The organism is Rothia sp. HMSC072B04 (assembly GCF_001813725.1).
Classification (GTDB): Bacteria; Actinomycetota; Actinomycetes; order Actinomycetales; family Micrococcaceae; genus Rothia; species Rothia mucilaginosa.
On record NZ_KV813802.1, the window covers coordinates 166,669 to 187,560 of the forward strand.

A 20,892-nucleotide genomic window follows, 5' to 3' on the forward strand; every position below is an offset into this window, starting at 1 on the left:
TTTCTCTTTTTCCTCCAAAAAGGTGACTGGTAAAATAAAAGGACGAAGGGCGCCCAACCAGCACCCTCGAGAAACTCTTTTCGGACCCGCACACTCTGAGATGACAGCGAGAAGAAATAGGGCAATAATAAGAAAATATTTTCTCAATATTGCACATTCTTCACTTATTCTTAGGCTCTCACCCCAGACCGCGGATATGTTTCTCACCCCTCTGGTACCTCAACCACACCGGAATACCCATCGCCGCTACCAACCACAAGGAAGCCCCATGATTATTGGCTACGCCGCAGGCGCCTACGACCTTTTCCACTACGGCCACCTCGAGATTCTCCGCAAGGCCAAGGAAAACTGCGACTACCTCATTGCAGGCGTCGTGCACGATGACGTTCTGGAAGTGACCAAGGGCCGCCGCCCCGTCATCCCCATCGAAGAGCGTGCCGCCATCGTCAGCCACATCGACTACGTGGACGAAGTGCACGTCGAAACCACCCCCGACAAGCTCGAAACCTGGAAGCAGAAGCCCTTCAATGTCTTCTTCAAAGGCGACGACTGGAAGGGCACTGACAAGGGTAACGCCCTGGAAGCACGCTTCGCAGAGGTTGGCGTGGAAGTACACTACTTCCCCTACACCGAGCACACCTCCAGCACCAAGCTGCGCAAGGTCGTTGACCTGCTCGAAGCAGAGCACGACCTGCGCGTAGAGATGCGCCGCTTCGCCGAACTGCTCGGTGAGCGCGAATACTCCGAGGCGATTGTCGCTTCCTAACGCTGTCGCCTCCTAATGCTCATACGTCCTTATCAGGGCTCTAGAGCTCGTAGAGACCCATAAAGAACAGAGGATCCCCGCCGTAATTACTTACGACGGGGATCCTCTGTATCTTGGCGTATCTAGCCGTATATCAGCTACACCTCAAAGGTGAGCGTCTAAATAGGCTTTAGCGCTGTGCCAGCCACTTCTCAGCGGAGGTGCCCAGAACCTTCAGCACGCGGCCAACCTGCGGCTCAGCAGCGGCTGCAATCTTCTTGCCCACCAGCGGGATGGAGCAGGAAACCTCGCCGTTGACGTCCAGACGGGTCTTGTCACCCTCGGGAATCAGGTGCTGGGTAGCCTGAGCGGACACGGGCACGCCGTTAACCTTCACCTCGGTAGAGACGGTGCGGGAGCCGTCAGCAGCCGGTGCACTTACGGTGTCCACCTGGGTCATAGCTACGCCGTTGCCGACGAACTTACGAGCGATGTCCGGCACGCGCTCAGCGGGCACGGTACGTTCGGTGGTTGCGGTGAACTCTGCGGAGGTGTCACCGGAAACGGAGAAGCTGCCGAATTCAACGCCAACCTCGGAGCAGACGAAGCGTGCGAAGTCCTCGCTGGAGAATGCCTCGATAACCTGCTCAACGTTTGCGTTGATAACGGTCGATTCCTGAACTGCCATAATTGTTCCTTTCGTAGTGCGCGAAAACCCCGCGCATTATCCCTTCTAAGGATACGGTGCGCGGGGTTTCGCAACCAATGTAAAGACGCGAATCCACCTGAGAATATGCCGTGAACAAGGGAAAACATCCACAGCCTCTCACAGGGTGGTTGGAGGATTCGCATGCCGGTCTAAAAATGAGGGAAACACCTTCGGGCGGCTCCCACATCGCATCACTAAGGATGCGGGATTTAGAAAGCTAAAGCTTTTTAGGCGCTGGGAGCCATCGCGTCGATGCGAGCCATCTCAGCCTTACCCGCACGGTGTGCGCGAGCAGCCTGCTTCAGGCGACCCCAGAAGGAATCCTTACGGTGGGTCTTGCCAGCAAGCAGATCCTGCAGTTCCTCGCTCAGCTGTGCGGCAGAAATCTCCGGGGTGGATACGTACGGCTCAGCGGTGCGGAACAGGGAGGGGTTCGTCAGAGCAAGATCCAGCTTAGCGAAAAGGTCTTCGCGGCTCTCAACAACAACAGCGTGGCCGCGCTTCTCCATCAGAGTGGTGAAGGGGACCTGGTGGTTGTCAACGACCTCGTCGAACTCTGCGCGGCGCGGAACAGCCAGGGGCAGAGCGCCGGTGCGACGTGCATCCTGGATGGAGCCGGGGCCGCCCTGAACCAGCACTACGCGCGCGGTTGCGTAGTAGTCCAGCAGTTCGGAGGCGGGAAGAAGCTTGAGGTTGTCTGCGTGCTTAATGGGCGCAGTGTGACCATGCTGCACGAGGCAGGTGACCTCGGGGTGAGCTTCAAGATAAGCCTCAACCCAACGCAGAAGACGATCAAAAGTGTGAACGTCGGTGCCGAGGGACACCACCAAATCGTAAGTCTTGGTAGGAATACGAACGGGCGCGACGGCAGGGGTAAATACGGGCAGGTCGAACTTGGAAGTATCAACGCTGACGTGGGGGAAGTTCTGAATAGACATCGCCTATTCCTCTCTATGTATTTATCGGTAGTAACCCCGTATACCTGACGCAAAAAATCCGGAGGGCATCATTGGTATACGCGGCGGCGTCGTGCCGGAGAAAATGGTGAGTAATCTCCGCATACGCTTCTCTGGCGAGTGGTTAGTTCGCTTGGATGGTGAGTCCACAGTGGAGCGCACGACTTATGCGTATCTGTATGTATTAATAAATACTATACCCTGAAAATAACGCCCTCAGCACACGCGAGGACGCTATTTTCAGGATAAATTCATCACTCTTAGAAAATGGGATGAATCACACGAGAATCAGGGAAATTCTTCTGCTGTTCCTCGCTCTGAACAATAATTCGATCAGCAAAGGTGTACAACATCTTGCCGGTCATCGTCGGCAGAGTCGGGCGGTCAAAACACTCAATATAAAGAGTCTTTACGCCAAAAAGTTTAGCTGCAACAAAGAAAGGAACAGCAACACCTGCACCCGCAGAAACAACCGCATCCGGACATTCCTTCGGGAAAATACGAAATGCCAAGAACAGATTACGAATAGCGTTCTTAATATTTCGGGTGGTCGGGTAATACGCCCAATAGGTCTTCTCATCAGCGAGAGAAGATTCAACATCGGGCTGCTTAAAGCTAACCCACACGCGGTCATAATCCTGCCACGCAGCAGAAGTAGCTGTCAGATGCTTCAAGTGTCCGCCACTGCTAGAAACCAGCAGAAGCTTCTTCTTCGGTGCCTGAGAGGAAGTTGACTCAGTCATAGTGTTCTCCTAAAGCCCCAATACAAGAGAAAAATAAGAAGAGAAGATAAGGGTGAGCTGACGGGCCCGGCGGAACCGGCATCAACAGACCTATCACAATAGATCCACCTCAGCAGGTACCACCGCACCCTAAGCTCAAGGACGAAGGACGAACCCGCACAGAGGCGAGGCATCCATCAACAGAACCCCGAGTACTCGCGGTCTGATTACTCGCGATCCAGGAACACAGCCAGAGCGTTCACGCCCTCAAGCTGATCCAGCTGAGCGAAAAGCTCACGAACCTGCTGCAGAGAAGTAGCCGCAGTCACCGGAACCAGAGCCACGCCGCCAGCCTGAACAAAACGCAGCTGGGTCGACAGGGGAGTAGCGGTGCTCAGGCTAATCACCAGAGGAGTCTCGCTCTTCTCAACCAGCGACTCGGGGGTGTGGCGGGTCAGAGCGTCACGAACCGAAGCGTAATCGGTGAAACGTGCGTACTCGGTAGGCAGAACACGCTGCAGCATCTGGTACAGGTGCTCAACACCGCGGTCAGTACCGGGCAGAATGACAACGCCGGAAGCACCAGCGCTCTTCACATCGCCGTCAGGAGCACCAATGGTGCGCAGCAGCATGAACGCGTCATTCGCCTCAGAGGTGGAACCCAGCTCGTGAACGGGGATGCCAGCATCTTCCAGACGATCAGCGTAACCAACGTGACGCATGGTACGGTCACGACCGTAAGCCAGTACGGCACCAATCAGCAGACCTGCAACAGCACCAACAATACCCATCTTCACCGGGCCAAGAGCCGAGGAAGAAGAAGGAACCTGAGCCTCGCTCATCACGCGGCCACCGGTAGTAGAAGTCAGCTGAATCTGAGCACGACGATCCTGCAACTGAGAGAGCAGAGCCGCACGGTTGTTATCACCCTCGAGGCCAGAAATCTGCTCATCAATCTGGTGCAGAGCGGAATCAACGCTGCTCTTCAGAGACTCGGAACGAACCTGCAGGTACGCGTTTGCCATAGCGTTAGCGTAACGTGCAGCCTCCGTGCCGTTGGGGCGGGTTACCTCAATATCCAGCACAGCAGTCTGGGAGGTGCCAGTCACCTTGACGGAGTTCATCAGGCGGCTGGTCAGCTGAGCCTCAGAGAGGGTATCGCCATTAGCAATCAGAGCCTTAGCCGCGTTCTGCGCAACCTCGCGAGAGGAAGCAACGCGAGACTCGGTCGCAATATCCACCTTCGCGGAGTTAGCGCTACCGGTACCGGCGGGATCAACCACCAGCGGGTAAACAACCAGCGAAGCCTTAGAAGTGTACTTGCTATTGGTCATGTAGCCGTAGGCGGCACCCGCCACAGCAAAAATCACGACCGACAGCAGAATCAGCAGACGGTGTCGGAAAATGCGACGTACCTGGCTGCCAAGGGTAACCGAGGAGGTATGAGAGGTGTTATCCATGTGGACATCCTTGAGGAAGAGAAACGGACACTAAATATCGGAGAAAAACGTAGAAGAAGCGGAAGGCTAAGACTTCGCTCGGCGGGCGGAAAGGAAACGCTCAATGCCGAGTGCCTTGCGGAAGCGGAACAGCACCGCACCGTACACCGGCACCAGCAGCACCACGTACACGATGACACCCAGCACGCTCTGACCCAAAACGGCCAAAGACGCTAGAGCACACGCCGTCGGAACAGCTGCGCCCAAGAAGAGCGAAGGAGCCATCTCACGGACCGAAGCGCGAATACCCACCAAACGGAATACCTGGTAGCTCGCCAGGAAGGTATCAATCAGCAGAGCCGATGCCCACGCCGTCACTGCACCGTACAGGCCCCAAACCGGAACCAGCGTGAAGTTCAAAGTCACAGCCACCACCAGCGAGGAGAGCTTGTTCAACAGCTGCCAGCGGCTCTTACCGCTCATCAGCAGAACAGACTGCACGCCACCGGCACTCATCGACAGCATCGCCGCCGGGCAAATCACCCAGAGGATACCGGCGCCAGCCTCAAAGCCCTTACCGAAGAAATGCAACAGCACGGGACCAAAGAACGCCAGGGAGAGGTAGAACGGCCACGACAGAGCAGTCAATACACGAGTGGTCGATAAGAAAATCTCTCGAGCACGGTCCAGCTGACGGGTCGCCAACGCCGCACTAATCGACGGGCCAGTCACCACACGACCAGTGTGCTCAATCATGGTGCCCACACGAACACAACGGTTCACAGCACCATAGATACCACCGGCAGCGGCGCCCAAGAACGCCGTCACGACCAGCACGTCAATCCACTCCAGGATCGTCTCCACAACGGTAGCGACACCGCGTGCAGAGCTGAAACCCCAGAACGAACGGAACGTCTCAGTCGGAGAATCCTCAGAAGGAAGAACCTCCACATGCTCCTCGTTGGGGAACGCCCGCTCCAAAAGCCACAGAGCAACCACCGCAGTAATTGCCACCGGAATAGTCCAGGCGTACACCAGCTCCATGAGCTGGCCCGAGAACAGAACCACCAAACCCACAGCCGCAAAACGCAGAGTAGGAAGCAGAACATTCTGCAGAACCGTAAAAGTCACCACACGGTGCAGGCCACGCAGAGCACCGAAGAACACCGTCATCAGCGCCGCAACCAGAACGAAAGCCGAACTGACGCGCATAGCCGACTGATATTCAGGAGCCATCGGCACAACCTCGGTGTAGATGTACACACCCGCCACCAGAAGCACCGAAGTCACCAGCGAAGGAATCAGACCGTACTGAATCAGCTGCGGCAACACGCCGTAACGACCCAGCGCACGCTGAGCGCTCATCGTACGAACTAGACCCGTATCCGCGCCGAAGGTCACCAGCGAAATCGCAATCGCGAACAACGCCATCAGACGGAAAAACTCGCCCGAACCCTCAGCACCAATACCATTCGACACCACCATCGTGGTCACGAACGCGATACCGGCACCGTACATCACGCACAGAGAAGCGAGAGAACCGCTCTTCGCGAGGCTGGGCTGCTTACCCTTCGTAGGAGCCTTCTTCGCTGGAGCATCCTTCGCTGGAGCATCCTTCGCTGAGGCGCTATCGGTCTGTGCCTTCGAATCGGCAGACTCAACAGTAGCTGATGCCGTCCTGCGAGAACCGGGCAGATGAGCGCCCACCACAGTGGCAGAGCTTGCCTCCGAAGAACCAGCAGTCGAAGTACCCGAAGAACTCGCTTCCAAAGAATCGGAGAGCGACTTCTCAGGAGCAAAGCCCTGAGCGGGAGGCACAATCGACAGCGCCGTGGTCGCAGGAAAACGACCGGAACGGATGTCATCCACCGTGGGAGCAAACTCATCAGCAGAAGACTCTGCCTGAGAATCAGACTGTTCCACTACCGGATCCACATACTCGCCGCTCTCACGCAGACGCGCACGACGGCTAGGATGACCACCCATCGAATACGCATCATCAAAAGACGAAACCGAAGCGGTATCTAAACCACGAGGGGACTGATCCTTCGTCATAGCCCCTCACCATCCCGAATGGAACGCATGCACGCCATCGAAGCGAGCATCAGAATCGTCAGCTGAGCAATATCGAAGCTGTAGAAAATAAAGACAACGCAGCACGCCACCGGCACACTATGCAACCAGTACCCGGAGGCGGTCTTCACTCGTGCGCCGCTTGCCACAGTGCACACCATGAAGAGTGCGAATAGTGCCAGACCTACGAAACCGAAGCAGAACATCAAAGTCCACAGGTAACCCTGGGTACCCATCGACACACCAATGCTCGGTTCCATGCGCGGAGTGCCATAACCGATAATCGGGGACTCCAAGGTCGCATTCCAGGTAGCACGGTAGAGCGCCGCACGACCGCCGGTCGAGTCAGAGTAATCCTGACGGCCCAGAATATTGTCCACAGTGCCCGAAGCGAAAAGTGCCACGATGACAGCCGCAATCGCTGCAACACCCATGCCTACAGCACGCCAATTAGCTGCCAGGAACTGACGCAGCAAAACATATGCTGCGCTAATACCCAGACCAATAAACATGCCGCGGTTACTGGTCGCAATTGCCGGAACAGTAGAAAGAGCCATACCGATGAGCAACGCAACGCGCAGCCAGATGGAACGCAGACGCAACAGGCACGCCAGCATCACCGGGGTGAGCAGGGTGTACGCCAGACCCCAACTATTCGCGTAGGGGAACGGTGCGGAGGGGCGAATATACGCCTCAGGTGCACCCCACGGGCGCTGAACCTCCGCCAGAGGAGGAAGCATATAGTCACGCACCAGCGGGTTCTGCATGAAACCAGAAGGCATGATGAAGCTCATCGGGGTACGCAGACGGAACTCGGGGAAGAGAACGCCGCCATAACCCAGCACAATGAGGGTCACCCACAGAGTCGCCAGACCACCCAACAACCTGTTGAGGCTAATAGAGGAGCGCGCATTGTAGTAGTACAGGGCGTAAATGCCGGCGCTGAGAATGTTCACAAAGCGCAGACCCCAACCAATCATGTCGGTGGAACGGGTCAGAGCAAGTGCCGCAACAACAACCCATACGCAGAATGCGCCCCACACCCACAAGGAACCGGGCACACGCACATTACCTCGAATGATGAGGTAAAAAAGCATGATCGCTGCCAGTACCAGCGGCGCAACCTGAAGCAGCCCCAGAGCCCACAGCGCCGGGAAGCCGTACAGCAACGCCAGCAGAGGCCATGCGGGGAGCTTCTTCTGCGCTGTCGACATCGGACGGATGCGCGCGCGGGCACGCAGAATACCGCTGGGCGGCGTACTAGCCGACCCTGCGGAATCCTTCAGCGCAACAGGCGAAGCACCCGGATGAGAAAGAACGGAAGAGGAAACCATGTCTGTGCGATACCTGGTTAGAGACCTCGACCGGTCTTCTGGACGAGATCAAGAAGCGTAGCGGGCTTAATAATGCCGGTGGATACAACGTATGCTGCCCAAGCACGAAGCTGCTTGGGGTCACGGCGCAGAGCGGAGCGAGCGTACGCGCGCGCCTCCTTGTTGTTGCCCAAAGACGCCTGAGCGTACGCAATCTGACCGGCAATACGTGCCAGGCCCTTGGGGTCCTGCTCAAATTCGGGGAACTTACGCAGAATGTAGCTCAGACCGTCAACCATGGACTGCCACTTGCCAGAGAAGAAGGAAGGACGGTCCCAGAGCACCAGAATCAGCGGCTCGGGCACGCTCAGCACATCGCCGTGGCGGGTTGCGCGTAGCAGCAGGTCGTAGTCTTCACCGTAGGCGGCGGGCAACTCCTCATCGACCAGACCGATGCGGGCGGGCTGACCGTCAACGCCGAGCAGATCCTCGCGGGAGTACAGCATTGCGGAGGGGTGAATTTCGGTAATGCGCGAACGCAGGAAGTCAGCGAAGGTCGCGCGCTCGGGCGCCAGGCGCACGATGTCCTGACCGCCGGAACGCACGGTAATACCCGAAGAGATAGCGGCTGCTTCGGGGTTTTCGCGCCAGAGAGCAACCTGCTGGGTGAGCTTGGAAGGCATCCAGTAGTCGTCATCATCACAGAAGCCAATCATCTCACCACTGGAGGCGATGATGCCGCTATTGCGGCCGCCAGCCAGACCGCCGGAACGGGTATTGGAGACAATCTTCAGGGCACGGTTTTCGCCGACCTCAATATCCTCGAGGCGGTCGGGCTCAACACGGTCAAAGACGACAACAACTTCAACGAAACCGCGGTAGCTCTGCTCAAGGATAGAGCGGACAGCCACGCGCAGCAGCTCGGGGCGCTTGCCGTTGGTCGCGATAACGGCGGAAACAGCAGGGTTGCGAGAGGTGAAGTGCATCATTGGGATTCTCCTTACTCAGCGGGGGTCGCGAGGCTAACGTACTTGCGACGCATGGACAGCAGGACGGTTGCGGCATTAGCCAGCAGAAGCAGCGCGTAGACGATGACGAATACGGGGCCGAAGCCAACAAAAATGTAGATCCAGCAGAGGGTGCCAGCGTCCATGTGCAGGTTGATGAAGGAGCGCAGGGGGCCACCGGTGGGCGGTGCTGCGGTCTTGCGGTTGTTGCGCAGCTGTTCAGCCAGAATCTGGCTCATGAAGTGACCGGCGGTCAGAGCGGTGAAAATCATGGGCATCGCAATGATCCAGCCGTTGAAAGCGCTAGAGCCGGTGAAGGAATAGTGTGCCGGGTACAGCAGGAAAGAGAGCAGAGTTGCCATGTGCACCGAGGGCACACGGATGGAATCGACCACATGGTCGAGCCACTCACCGGCGGGGGAGGACGCACCGGTCACGCGAGCAACCTGACCGTCAGCAGAGTCCAGGCCGTAACCGAGGGCGAAGAGTAGTGCAACGCAGATACCTACACCAACGCTGGGCGGGCACGTAATCAGAACGACGAGGCCTGCTGCGGAACATGCGGCGGAAATAGCGGTGACGCCGTTGGGGGTGATGCCCAGTGCGACAGCTGCCGCAGCGAAGTAGCGTGCTACTCGGCGGTTGACCCAGCGGGTGTAGGCGGGAACGCCAATGCCAGGCTTCTGCGCTGCTTCAAGAGAGCGCAGGGTGTGAGAAAACTTCGCAGAAAATCCCGATGCGGGCGCGGAGTTTGGGGTGTGAGGTGCCTCAGAGGTGGACATGCACATTCCTTTTAATCGGTGAGAGGAGTGAAGGAGAGTGAATTACTCCCTTTCGGGGCGGCTGCGAGAAAGTCCGGAAGTCCCGCACGCGAAAAAAGAGGTGGTTGGTCCCTTTTTCACATACACCACTATATAGATATTTTACAACGAGATAAAGTGCGACAGGGGGCGTGTGGTCAGGGTCAACAATTGTGTCGCAAAAAGCCGCTGACAATGCTCTATAGTGCAGATTGGCGGGTTTCTGCGTGCAGGGTAGGAGCCTAACAAACCGGGGGTATCGACGCCTTCATCCTGTGAATTATGGTTTTAGAATTCATATCTGAACATTGTGCTGAGATACACATAACAGAAACACAAATAACAGGAATAAATGATGCAAAAAACACAGAAAAACGGGTAGCACACGCAAATGGGGTTTGATTTCCTGAATCATTCAGAAAATCAAACCCCATTTGGCTGAGATTGTCTAGAAGGTATTAGTTCCTTCGAGCCTGCATCGGAACGCGGGTTCCGACTCCGTTATTGACGATGCGTCGCTCGCCCCGGTCGGCTGCCGCGTTGTTCGCGTTATCGACCATGGGCTGCTCAGCAACCGGCGCCTTAGCAGTTGCCTGCAGGTCGAAGCTTACATTCGGGCGAACGTTACGTCGACTAATGCCCGGGTGAACCTCAACTGCGATGAGGTTCTCGCCAACCTTCAGCTTGGACGCCGGAACGGTGAAGGTCACCGGAGTCTTCTGAGCCTTAGCGGTATCAATCGAGCTCGATGCAACCGCGCTATTCCACAGTTTGCCCCTGATGTTGAAGTTGGAACGGCCAACCTCTTCACCGTTGACACCCACCGCAATAGCGTCATCTGCGTAGGTGGTCAGCACCAGGTCGCGGCTCGCCTGCTCACGAGTGAGCTGGATGGTGGTGTAGGCGTAGATATTTTGGCGGTTACGCATGAGCGGAACATGAACGGAGGTGTTGAGGTTACCGGTGCCGACACCAATCGGGGTCTTGCCGGTCTGCCATGCTTCCTGCGCGATATCTTCCAAGGTGAAGTGGAAGTTGTACTTCCAACCGTACTTACGGTTAGGAGCCTGACTGGAGACCATGTACTTCCACTCGGACGCGTAGGGCAGAACAATCTGGTCCTTAGCGGCCTCGTCCTTAGGATTCTCTTCCTTCGGGTCCTCGGGCTTGGGCTCCTCAGGCTTCGGGTCCTCGGGCTTGGGCTCCTCAGTCTTCGGGTCCGGATCCTGGGCCTTCGGCGCCTCAGTAGTTGCTTCTGCACTCGGGGTAGCGCTTGCCGAAGCACTGGGGTCAGCAGTAGCGGTCGGATCAGCACTTGCCGTCGGATCAGCGGTAGGAGTCTCGGTCGCGGTCTCCGTGGGGGTAGGAGTCGGGCGAACCGGAGCTACCTGAACCGGAGTGGAGGCAGAGTAGTTATCCGAGCTGTCCGCAGCGCGTACAAAGTAACGTGCGTTATCGGTGTGGTCAATCTCGAACTTCGTACCCGAAGTACTAGCGATGACTCGGTCATCACGCAGAATCTGGTAGCGGACACTATCGGTATCCTGCACAGCGTCCCAGGTCAGAACGTCCTTATCGTCCTTCAGCTCTACCTTCAGGTTCTGCGGGGTAGCCGGAGGGGTCACATCGCGAGCCTCAAAGCGCGCAAAACCGACGGTATCCTGGGTGCCGTGAACACCTAGCGAACGGTGAATATCGCCGCCAACCCACAGAGTGCCCTTAGAATCAACGAAAGACTCCCAGATACCGAAGCCGTGGTCACCCTTAATAGCGGGGGAGAACTCCGGCAGCATCTTACCGCTGTCCTTATCGAACGCAGCAACCAGCTTGATCGAATGAATCACGCTTGAACCGCTCACCGGGAACGGCTTATTACGCGAATCCTGGTAGAGGAAGTCACCGCAGTGGCAGGCACCATAAATGGTGTTGCCGTTCAGATGCAAATCCTGGAAATCTCCACCATCACGGGTAATTGCAGTGTAGGTGGGGCTCAGGGATGCCTTGTCGTAACGAGAAATAAGGTGCTCAGTACCACCCACCCAGACGCCGGTACCGGCATCCTGAACGTCGAACTGGAAACCCCAAATCTTGGTTTCGCTACGCAGATCAGAGACATTAGCGCCGGTAGGAATCTCAGAGTGCTGGTACACCCACGGACTACCCTTCTGCATGTTCTGAGTAATATCAGCCACGCGGTAGGCAAGACCGCCGTTGAGCCAGGTGAAGTAACCGGCGACGTAAACGTGAGAGTTATCAGCGGAGGCGCTAATACCGTTGACAGTACCGTTGAACACCTGGCGCCAGTTACGGTCTATACTCACAATACCGGGCACGCCGTTAGAAGGTTCGCCCAACTTAAAACGGGCAATATTGCGTGAATACGCAGCACCCGCCTTTTCACTTTCATAAACGTGGGTAAAGGTGCCACCAATGTATACGTAGTCACCCTGACGATGGATGGTCTTCACCATCATGGGCTCGGTGAGAATACGATCTTCGACTCTAACCTGGGCCCATTCAGGGGCAATTTCACCGGTCGTGGCATCAACAACGACGAAGCTCTCATGCTTCTTACCGTTAACCAGGGTAAAGGCGCCACCAACCGCTAGACGGTTATTCGGCAGAGCCTCAACAGCCTTCACCTGACCATTAACAGTCAGCTTGAAGTCGCGGCGCAACTCGCCGGTTTCCGGGTCAAAAGCAGCAATATTAGATTGCGCAACATGCTCACCGGTAGAGGACTCAAGGTACTCGAAGTCGCCGCCAATAAACACGCTGGAGGTGCCGTTGCCGTGATTGACCTCGGTGATGGCCTCAACATAGGTGTTCATCTCGGTGGTTTTACGGGAGGCGGTCTTAGCACTGGTGCGCCAGCGCCAATCCGCCGAACGGCTACTGGGCAGGGCACGACGAGCGCTCGCCTGAGTACCGGAATCCGGGATAGCGCCCAGATGCAAATCGTTCTGGGTCAGCTTCGGGCGCAGGAACATCTGGGTATAACCGAATGAGGTTTCACCCTTACCGTCCTTACCGTAAATGTAAGAGTTCTGCGCGTCGGTCATCTCCGGCTCAGAACCGCCATGTGAAATGGGGGCGTTCGCACCGTAACGGAAACCCATACGGTAATCCTGGGAAGCCATCTCATCAAACTTCAACGTCTTGAAGCCGTTATTCTGACCGCCCAGAATGTGGTCCTGCCACGTGCCGTTAGGCCAGTCCCTGCGGCCATTTTCATTGTAAGAAGAGAACTCCTCAGGGTTGGTGACTGTCGCGTTCGACCATACAGCGCTCGAACGCAGAGCCCAAGTCCACTCGGAGGTCTGGCGGCGATCAACCGTCGCCTCCTGCCACTTGGTGCCCGAAGTGTTCAGGGCACGGCGGAAACGGTAACCATCGGGCAGCTGATCGGGACGAACACCATTAAGTAGCTGAGAAATAGTGGTACCCGAAAGCTGAATCGGGGTCTTCGCTGCGGGCAGGGAGCTCAGAGCCTTACCCTGCTCAAGCGTCAAACCGGACGATGCGGGTGCCGCATCGCTGTAGAGCTGAGACGTATCGCCCTGACCCTCGTAGTTTTCGGTCCAGCCATCGCGACCCTCACCAATCTTGAGCCAGCCGCCGCCATCAGTTTCCTGATCGCAGTAGAACTGTGCCGGCTGGCTCATTGCGGGGGTGTACAGCCAGTATGCGCCGCTCTTTGCCTCGGGGTTAGCCTGCTTGGCTTCCCAACAGCTGGCGGCAGCACGCTCGGAGGTCGTGCCATTGTAGAAAGCAGAGTCCCTTTTTTCCGCAGTCTGTTCGACAGCGGTACTCGGCGTAATAGCGGGGATAGCTACGGGCAAAGCCAAAGCCGTAGCAATGCTCAAGCAAAGAGTCGAGCGGGTTATAGCAGAACGAGAAAAGCCTGAGCCCGTCATACCAAGGTGGGCTTTCATAATATCTCCAAATGAATGCCAAGAAATGTTATCGAATGTGCATCAACATTAATGCGCGATGGACGACAATGCGCGGTTTCCAGCGAATCATAGCTGGAAACCGGCATCTTAATTAAAACCCTAACAATCAGGATTGTTCGGGAAGTCGTGGGTTGCAATCTTCCACTGACCATCGACCTGAACGAGGGTGTAGATATTGAGTGAACGCTTGGGAGAATTGTCATCCTTTACAGGCTGATTATTCTCGTCATAGATCTTCACGGAGGAAGAATCCATGCATACTTCCAGCATGCGTGCGGGCTGACCCTTGTACTGAGTTTCAGCCATACGGGGGCTACCCACTACAGTGGAAGAACCTTCATAGTGCCAGCCTGCCAGTGCATATTCGGAAGCCTGCACAGCAAACTCAGCGGCAGCGGAGTCTACCGCTACGGCCTCGATGGAATGAATCGTCTCATCATCGAGAACAGCGCGGGCCTGCTCAACGTTCTGCTGCTCAGCCTCTTCGTCGCTACTTGGATCAGCGGTGCGTTCCGGGGAAGGCGCAGCAGAAGGAGCCGCCTTAATCTTGGTCAGAATGTTTTCGTAGGAATTGACCAGCTCGGTGGTTTTCTTAACTTCTTCAGTGTCCACGGGCACGGAAGAAGCCTTCTTCATTTCCTCCGAACCAGTGTAAATCTCTTCAAGCTTCTGGCCATCAGAAGAAGTAGCCTCAGCATCCGCCTTGGGGGATGCGTCGCCCGAAGCTTCAGAGGAGGCTTCAGCGGTGCCATGCTCGGAAACCTGGGGAGAGGTACTCGAGGACTGAGCGGAAGAAGCGTGCGCAGAAGCGGAAACGCTGGCGGATGCAGAAGCCGAAGAAGAGCTGTCGGAGCTCGGGTTTTCAGTAGCGCAAGCGCTCAGAACCAGAGCAGATACTGCAAGGGTGCCCAGGGTTCCCAGAAGGCGAGACCGGGAGGGCTGCTTGAAGAATGCTGACATAGGAAGCCTCTTTAGTGGTTGGAGTGAGATTGACTATTTCCGGAAGATAATACCTTGCACGATGACAAAGCACCTAAAGGCTAACACGCAAAGCTGGGAGAATACTTGGATTCGCAAAAATAACGTTTTTATAAATGATGAGAATAAGCCCTAAATAATGCTCTATTTCGGGTCGAATAGAAGGTAAATATGTATCTCTGAATGAAAAAACCTTCATGTAAATGAATGAAATAGATTCACAATGTGCAAAAAAGTCCCGGGCTGGTTATGAACCAGCCCGGGATAATAGGGCGAACATCACTAAAATTCTTTGTCACAAAAGTGCATATCGCCCTGATGAGGTGTTATGCTGCCTGGACAGCCTCGGTGCTTGCCGAATAGTTATCCGCAGTATCTACCGCGCGCACATAATAGCGGGCGCCATCGCGGTGATCCACCGAATAGCTCGTACCCGTTACCGTTGCAATAGGACGATCATCGCGCAGAACCTGGTACTTCACATTACGTTCGGAAATACCCGACCAAGTCAGCTGATCCTTCGAACCGTTCTTCGTGACCTTCAGATTGCTCGGGGTAGCCGGAGGCGCCACATCGCGAGGTGCATAACGCGCGAAGCCAATGGTCGGCTGGACACCGTTAGCACCCAGCGACTTACGGATATCGCCACCAACCCACAGCGTGCCGGTCGAATCCACGAAGGACTCCCACACACCATAGCCGTAGGCGCCGTTCATAATCGGAGCCCACTCCGGTAGCACCTGGCCGGTATCCTTATCGAACGCTGCGACCAAACGAATCGTCTGGGCGTCCGTAGCGTTCACCCACTCCGAATCAACCTTGGTTGCACCCTGGTAGATGAAGTCACCGCAGTGGCACGCGCCGTAAATGGTATTGCCATTCAGGTGCAGATCCTGGAAATCGCCACCCTCGCGAGTAATCGCGCTGTAGGTGCGGCGCATGCTCGACTTTTCGTAACGGCTAATCATATGTTCGGTGCCACCCAGCCAGACGGAGGAACCAGCGTCCTGAACATCGAACTGGAAACCCCACATCTTACGCTCGTTCTTCAAATCCCAGGTCTGGGCACTAGAAGGAACGTACGAGGGCTCATGAGTCCAGTCGCCGCCGCTCTGGCGGGGATTGGTAATGTTGGCGATACGGAATGCCTCACCACCGTTAAGCTGCGTGAAGTAGCCGGCCACGTACACGTGGCTGTTACCCTCGGAAGCGCTCACACCGTTAACAGTGCCGTTAAAGACCGGACGCCAGTTCCAATCCACCTCACCATTGCTCAACTTAATGCGAGCCAGGTTCCTCGAGTACGCGTAGGTCGGGGAGGTCTGGCCCTTCAAATGAGTGAATGAACCACCAATGTACAGGTAGCCGTCACGCACGTGCAGGGTCTTAATCTGAACCGGAACAGAAGCAATACGGCTGACCACACGGATATCCCAGTCCTTAGCCACCTGACCGGTCTTCGGATCCAGAAGCACGAAACCGTTATAGTACTCGCCGTTCACCTGGTCGAAAGAACCACCCACGGCAAGCAGGCCATTCGGTAGAGCCTCAACCGACTTCACCTGACCGTTAATCTTCGGGCGGAAAGACCGGCGTAGCTCGCCGGTACCTACCTCGTAACCCGCGAGGAAGGCCTGCTCGACCTTCTCGCCGCTTGCGGACTCAACGTACGCGAAATCGCCACCGGTAAAGACAGCGCCACCAACCTCGGTAATCGCCTCAACCTGGGTGTTCATTTCACCCTTCTTGCCGGTACCGGTGTCAGTACTCGTACGCCACTTCCACTTCTCAGAGTAGCTATTGGGCAGTGCACGGCGGCTACTTGCCGGAGCACCCTGCTGGCCGTAAGCGTGCAGACCCTTAGCCGCCAAATCGTTCTGAGTCACCTTCGGGCGCAAGAACATCTGAGTGAACACCAGGGGGGTGGTCGAATCATTTGCCGGGCGGTAGATATAGGAAGAAGTCCTATTCAACAGGTAATCCTGGAACCAACCCGTAATCTTAGCGCGCGAGCCATAGGTAAAGCCCAGCTTATAACCCTGCGAAGGCTTCTCCACGAAGTGCAGGGAACGGAAATCGTCCGAATAGTCGTAACGGAAGATATTGCCCGCCGTCTTCTCCTGACGGTAGTAGTTGTAACCACGGTACTGTCGCGGATGAGTAATCGAAATGTTCGACCAGTACATCGTTGAGCGAAGGGTCCAAGACCACTCGGTGCTCGCGGCACGCGTAGCCTTAAAATCCTGCCATGCGGTACCATTCACGTTCATGGCGCGATGGAAACGCACGCCGTCAGGCAAATCCTGCGGATGGGTGCCGTTCAGCAGCGCGTTCACCGTCTGGCCCGGCAACTGCACCGCATCAAAACCAGTGGGATTCTGGTGAAGCTGCTTAGCATCGCCACGACCGTTGTAGTTCTCGGTCCAGCTCTCACGACCGCGGCCAATCATGACCCAGCCGCCGCCGTCAGTTTCCTGATCACAATAGAACTGCTCAGGAGTGCTCATCTGCGGGGTGTACAGCCAGTACGCGCCGCTCTTACCCCGCGGATTATTCTGCTTAACTTCCCAACAGCTTGCTGCTGCGCGCTCACTCGACGAACCGTCATAGTAGCGAGCATCAGCAGCCTGAGCCCCCGAAGCAATCGGGCCCAAAGAAGCCGCAACCATCGCAAAAGAAGCAGCCGCAGCACCCAAAGCGCGGGAACCAGCACGAGAAGCTACTCGAGAGCCCTCAGAAGCGGACGAAGCAGCGCCCTGCGAACGCCCTCCACGCGCGAACGGAAGAAAATTCATTATGTCTCTCCTAGAGACCTCAACCGGTACACAACAGAAAAATGCAATTCACACAGCAACACCCACCCAACACAGGGCACAGCATAGTAACCATGCATCGGGGAGGGAAGAAGCGTTATGAACTGCACTAACAGAGAGTCTGCTGCCGGAATCAGTGAGTGTAGTTATCGGAAATTGAATGAATACGCCCCGCCCCTCACGCACGAAGCCAACAACGGCAACGCACCCGTAAGAAACAGAACGCTAAAAAATCTGTGAAGCTTCCCCTGTCGTACCAACAGTGAAAAAACACCACAGACCAAGATTCAGCCCATCATCGGAAGGATGGAAGCAACCCATCCGACGCAATGAATCCCAACCCATCATAGCCGCCGCAGAGGCGAAGCGATAGCAAACTGGGCAACTTGGGCTAAACCAAAACTATAGGGGGTATACACCCCGGGTGCGCCACCGCCTGATTCGAACCCCGCAAACCCAGCAGAGCCCAAATCAGGCGGCGGCTCAAAGAAACTAGATCAACAACCTGACCTAAGCCTGAGCAGCTCCTGTAGAAGCTGAGAAATTCTCAGATGCATCGATGGAACGCACGTAGTAGCGAGCGCCATCGGTGTGCTCAACTTCGTAGCTGGTACCCGAGACCGTAGCAATCACACGGTCATCACGTAGCACCTGGTAGCGAGTACCGCTCTCACGAACGCCAGACCAGGACAGCTTATCGGTCGAACCATCACGCTGAACCGACAGGTTCGACGGAGTCGAGGGGGCGGTCACATCGCGAGAAGCAAAGCGAGCGAAACCGACAGTGCGCTGCTCACCATTAGCACCCAGCGAACGGTTAATGTCGCCACCAACCCACAGATTGCCGCGAGAATCCACGAAGGACTCCCAGACACCGTAGCCGCTAGCGCCCTTCAGAACCGGGCTGAACTCACCGATAACCTCGCCGCTGTCCTTATCGAACGCTGCGACCAGGCGCATACGGTGAACTGCCTTCGACTCCTTCCAGTAGGTGTGGTAACCGGTAGAGCCCTCAAAGAGTACGTCACCGCAGTGGCACGCACCGTAAATGGTATTACCGCTCAGATGCAGATCCTGCCAGTCACCACCGTACTTAGAGATAGACGAAGAAATACGGCCGTAACCGTTCTTCGAGTAGTTAGCAATCAGGTGGTCAGCGCCGCCAGTCCACACGGTCGAGCCAGCATCCTGAACATCGAACTGGAACGCGTACACAATGCGGTCAGTAATGTTCAGCTTCAGCGACGGCTCCCACTCCCACTTAATGTTCGAAGCATCCGAGCCATTCAGAGCAGCCAGGCGGAACGCACGCTGGTTATTCAGCTCAGTGAAGTAACCCGCAGCGTGAACAGTCGAGTTATCGGACGCAGCGGTAATACCGTTGACCGTACCGTTAAAGTTCGGGCGCCAGTTCCAATCCACCGCACCGTTCGAGAGCTTAATACGAGCGGCACCACGCGAGTAAGCGTACGCCTTAGAAGTATTGCCCTTCACGTGGGTGAAGTTACCGCCAATATACAGGTAACCGTCCTGAACCAGCAGAGTCTTCACCTGTGCGGCATCGCCATTGCGACGCTGAATCTGAAGGTCCCAGGTGCGGTCAATCTGACCGGTGGTCGCGTCCAGAATGACGAAGTGGTTAACCTTCTCGCCATTCACCTCGGTAAATTCGCCGCCAACTGCCAGGCGGTTATTCGGCAGAGCCTCAAGAGCCTTAATCTGGCCGTTGAAAGTCGGGCGGAAGGAACGAACCAGCTCACCCGAATCCACGTTGTAACCAGCCAGGTACGACTGATCAACGCGCTCGCCGCCAGCCGACTCCACATACTTGAAGTCGCCACCGGTGAAGACGGTGTCGCCCACCTGAGTAATAGCCTGAACGTAGGTGTTCATCTCGTTCTTCTTGCCGGTGCCAGTCTGCTCACTGGTGCGCCAACGAACGGGCATCGTGTAGCTATTCGGCAGAGCACGACGGTTGCTAGCGGCAGAGCCAGAACCAATTTGCGAGAAGTTCAAGTCACGCTGAGTCAGCTTCGGGCGCAGGAACACCTGAGTGAAGGGGATAGAGTAACCGAAGGAACCGCGCTTGTGGTAAATATACGAATCAGAATTCTCATTACCGAAGTTCACCAGTGCACCGTACGCAAAACCAATCTGGTAGCCCTGGTTCGGGTTCGCGAAGAAACGAACAGAGCTGGTGGTAATGCCCGGAGCCATCTCCGAAGCGGAACCGCCCATATGAGCGGTGCGGTTAATGCCGGCGCCGGTGAACTTCACGGTGCCCCAACGCTGACCGTAGCTCATCGCCCAGGTCCACTGCTCAGTCTGAGGACGCTGAACATAAACGTTCTGCCACTGGGTTCCCCTCGCATTGTGAGCACGGCGCAGGCGCATGCCGTCGGGAAGGTCCTGAGGCTTAACGCCGTTCAGCAGCGCATCGACAGTGTTTGCGGGAAGCTGGACCGGAGTAAAAGCGGCAGGACCGGTGGGGTTCTGGTGCAGTTGATTCGGGTCGCCGGTGCCGTTGTAAGACTCGGTCCAACCCTCACGACCGCGACCAATCATGACCCAGCCGCCGCCATCAGTTTCCTGATCGCAGTAGAACTGCGCCGGGCCGCTCATCTGCGGGGTGTACAGCCAGTAAGTGCCAGAGGAGGCAGAAGGATTAACCTGCTTGACCTCGTAACAGGAAGCAGCTGCTTTATCGCTGCTGGAACCGTCATGGGTTCCGGTCGCAGCCGAGGCGGGAGTAGTAGGAGTAAGAGGTGCCGCAGTGAAAGCGGTACCAAAAGCGAGTGCGAAAGCGGCCCACTTTTTAGCAGACCATGAACGGGCATGGCGCTTTTCAGCGGGTTTGTTCGTGTATGTGGTTGTCATATGCGTCTTTCTGATGCGACGTTCCGGAAGAAACATCGAAAGATACGGTGAATTTAGCGCACTAGAAAAACCGCAGTAAATACTGAAAACCTGAGGTTGGTTGGAAGAGGTAAACAGAATCCGGAAGGGGATATACTGTCTGGTTTTTCTGTAAGCGTTAATGATTAGGGTACAGGATGAAGCTGTGAAAATAATGGTGCACAAAGTGCAAAGATGCCCGTGAGTGTGTGATTTACGCCCCATGCGATGAACGTTGTGGCACAGGAACAGACACGGAAGAAAACCATACTCAAGTATCACCCACGAAAGCGACAATCAAGTGCAAAAAGGAATATATTCCATCGCAGAAGAACACCAGAGAAAAATGCCAGAAAAAGCAGACTAGCCCTACAATGGAAAAGCTGCATAAAACACACCCAAAACACATATAAAGCACCGTGAAATAAAGGCAAATTCACTCGGACACCCCCAACCGGCACCGCCCAATACCGACCATCCATAGCA

At 55.9% G+C, this 20,892-nt stretch carries 13 protein-coding genes; 1 reads left to right on the forward strand and 12 read right to left on the reverse strand.

Going from position 1 to position 20,892, the window contains the following annotated elements:
• The first annotated feature begins 268 nt into the window (after positions 1 to 268).
• A complete protein-coding gene (locus HMPREF2928_RS04330) occupies positions 269 to 766 on the forward strand; it encodes an FAD synthase family protein (protein ID WP_005508886.1) in 498 nt (165 codons plus the stop codon).
• Between the two features lie 169 nt (positions 767 to 935).
• Here HMPREF2928_RS04330 and HMPREF2928_RS04335 read toward each other — a convergent pair whose 3' ends face one another.
• From HMPREF2928_RS04335 to HMPREF2928_RS04390, 12 genes are all read right to left on the reverse strand, one after another.
• Positions 936 to 1,433 carry a DUF2505 domain-containing protein gene (locus HMPREF2928_RS04335; protein ID WP_005508885.1) on the reverse strand — a complete coding sequence of 166 codons (498 nt, stop codon included), beginning with the start codon at positions 1,431 to 1,433 and terminating at the stop codon, positions 936 to 938.
• Positions 1,434 to 1,681: 248 nt separating this feature from the next.
• Positions 1,682 to 2,392, reverse strand: a complete 711-nt coding sequence (locus HMPREF2928_RS04340; protein WP_070616757.1) for a glycosyltransferase — start codon at positions 2,390 to 2,392, stop codon at positions 1,682 to 1,684.
• A 278-nt stretch (positions 2,393 to 2,670) separates the two neighbouring features.
• A complete protein-coding gene (locus HMPREF2928_RS04345) occupies positions 2,671 to 3,153 on the reverse strand; it encodes a UDP-N-acetylglucosamine--LPS N-acetylglucosamine transferase (protein WP_005508881.1) in 483 nt (160 codons plus the stop codon).
• A gap of 206 nt (positions 3,154 to 3,359) precedes the next feature.
• Positions 3,360 to 4,592 (reverse strand): Wzz/FepE/Etk N-terminal domain-containing protein, encoded by a 1,233-nt coding sequence (locus HMPREF2928_RS09245; RefSeq protein ID WP_070687457.1) that lies wholly within the window; start codon positions 4,590 to 4,592, stop codon positions 3,360 to 3,362.
• Positions 4,593 to 4,658: 66 nt separating this feature from the next.
• Positions 4,659 to 6,626 (reverse strand): lipopolysaccharide biosynthesis protein, encoded by a 1,968-nt coding sequence (locus HMPREF2928_RS09250; RefSeq protein WP_070687458.1) that lies wholly within the window; start codon positions 6,624 to 6,626, stop codon positions 4,659 to 4,661.
• Entirely contained in the window at positions 6,623 to 7,978 is a 1,356-nt protein-coding gene (locus tag HMPREF2928_RS04360; RefSeq protein ID WP_070687459.1) for an O-antigen ligase family protein, read from the reverse strand. The genes HMPREF2928_RS09250 and HMPREF2928_RS04360 overlap by 4 nt, the downstream gene beginning before the upstream one ends.
• A 17-nt stretch (positions 7,979 to 7,995) precedes the next feature.
• Positions 7,996 to 8,946, reverse strand: a complete 951-nt coding sequence (locus HMPREF2928_RS04365) for a glycosyltransferase family 2 protein (RefSeq protein WP_005506972.1) — start codon at positions 8,944 to 8,946, stop codon at positions 7,996 to 7,998.
• A gap of 11 nt (positions 8,947 to 8,957) precedes the next feature.
• Entirely contained in the window at positions 8,958 to 9,746 is a 789-nt protein-coding gene (locus HMPREF2928_RS04370; protein WP_070616762.1) for a CDP-alcohol phosphatidyltransferase family protein, read from the reverse strand.
• Positions 9,747 to 10,222: 476 nt separating this feature from the next.
• A complete protein-coding gene (locus tag HMPREF2928_RS04375; protein ID WP_246823556.1) occupies positions 10,223 to 13,630 on the reverse strand; it encodes a fibrinogen-like YCDxxxxGGGW domain-containing protein in 3,408 nt (1,135 codons plus the stop codon).
• A 189-nt stretch (positions 13,631 to 13,819) separates the two neighbouring features.
• Positions 13,820 to 14,680: a hypothetical protein gene (locus HMPREF2928_RS04380; protein WP_070687461.1), complete on the reverse strand. Its 861-nt coding sequence runs from the start codon at positions 14,678 to 14,680 to the stop codon at positions 13,820 to 13,822.
• A 344-nt stretch (positions 14,681 to 15,024) separates the two neighbouring features.
• Positions 15,025 to 17,493: a fibrinogen-like YCDxxxxGGGW domain-containing protein gene (locus HMPREF2928_RS04385; RefSeq protein ID WP_070687462.1), complete on the reverse strand. Its 2,469-nt coding sequence runs from the start codon at positions 17,491 to 17,493 to the stop codon at positions 15,025 to 15,027.
• A gap of 528 nt (positions 17,494 to 18,021) precedes the next feature.
• Entirely contained in the window at positions 18,022 to 20,388 is a 2,367-nt protein-coding gene (locus tag HMPREF2928_RS04390; protein WP_070687463.1) for a fibrinogen-like YCDxxxxGGGW domain-containing protein, read from the reverse strand.
• Positions 20,389 to 20,892 lie beyond the last annotated feature (504 nt).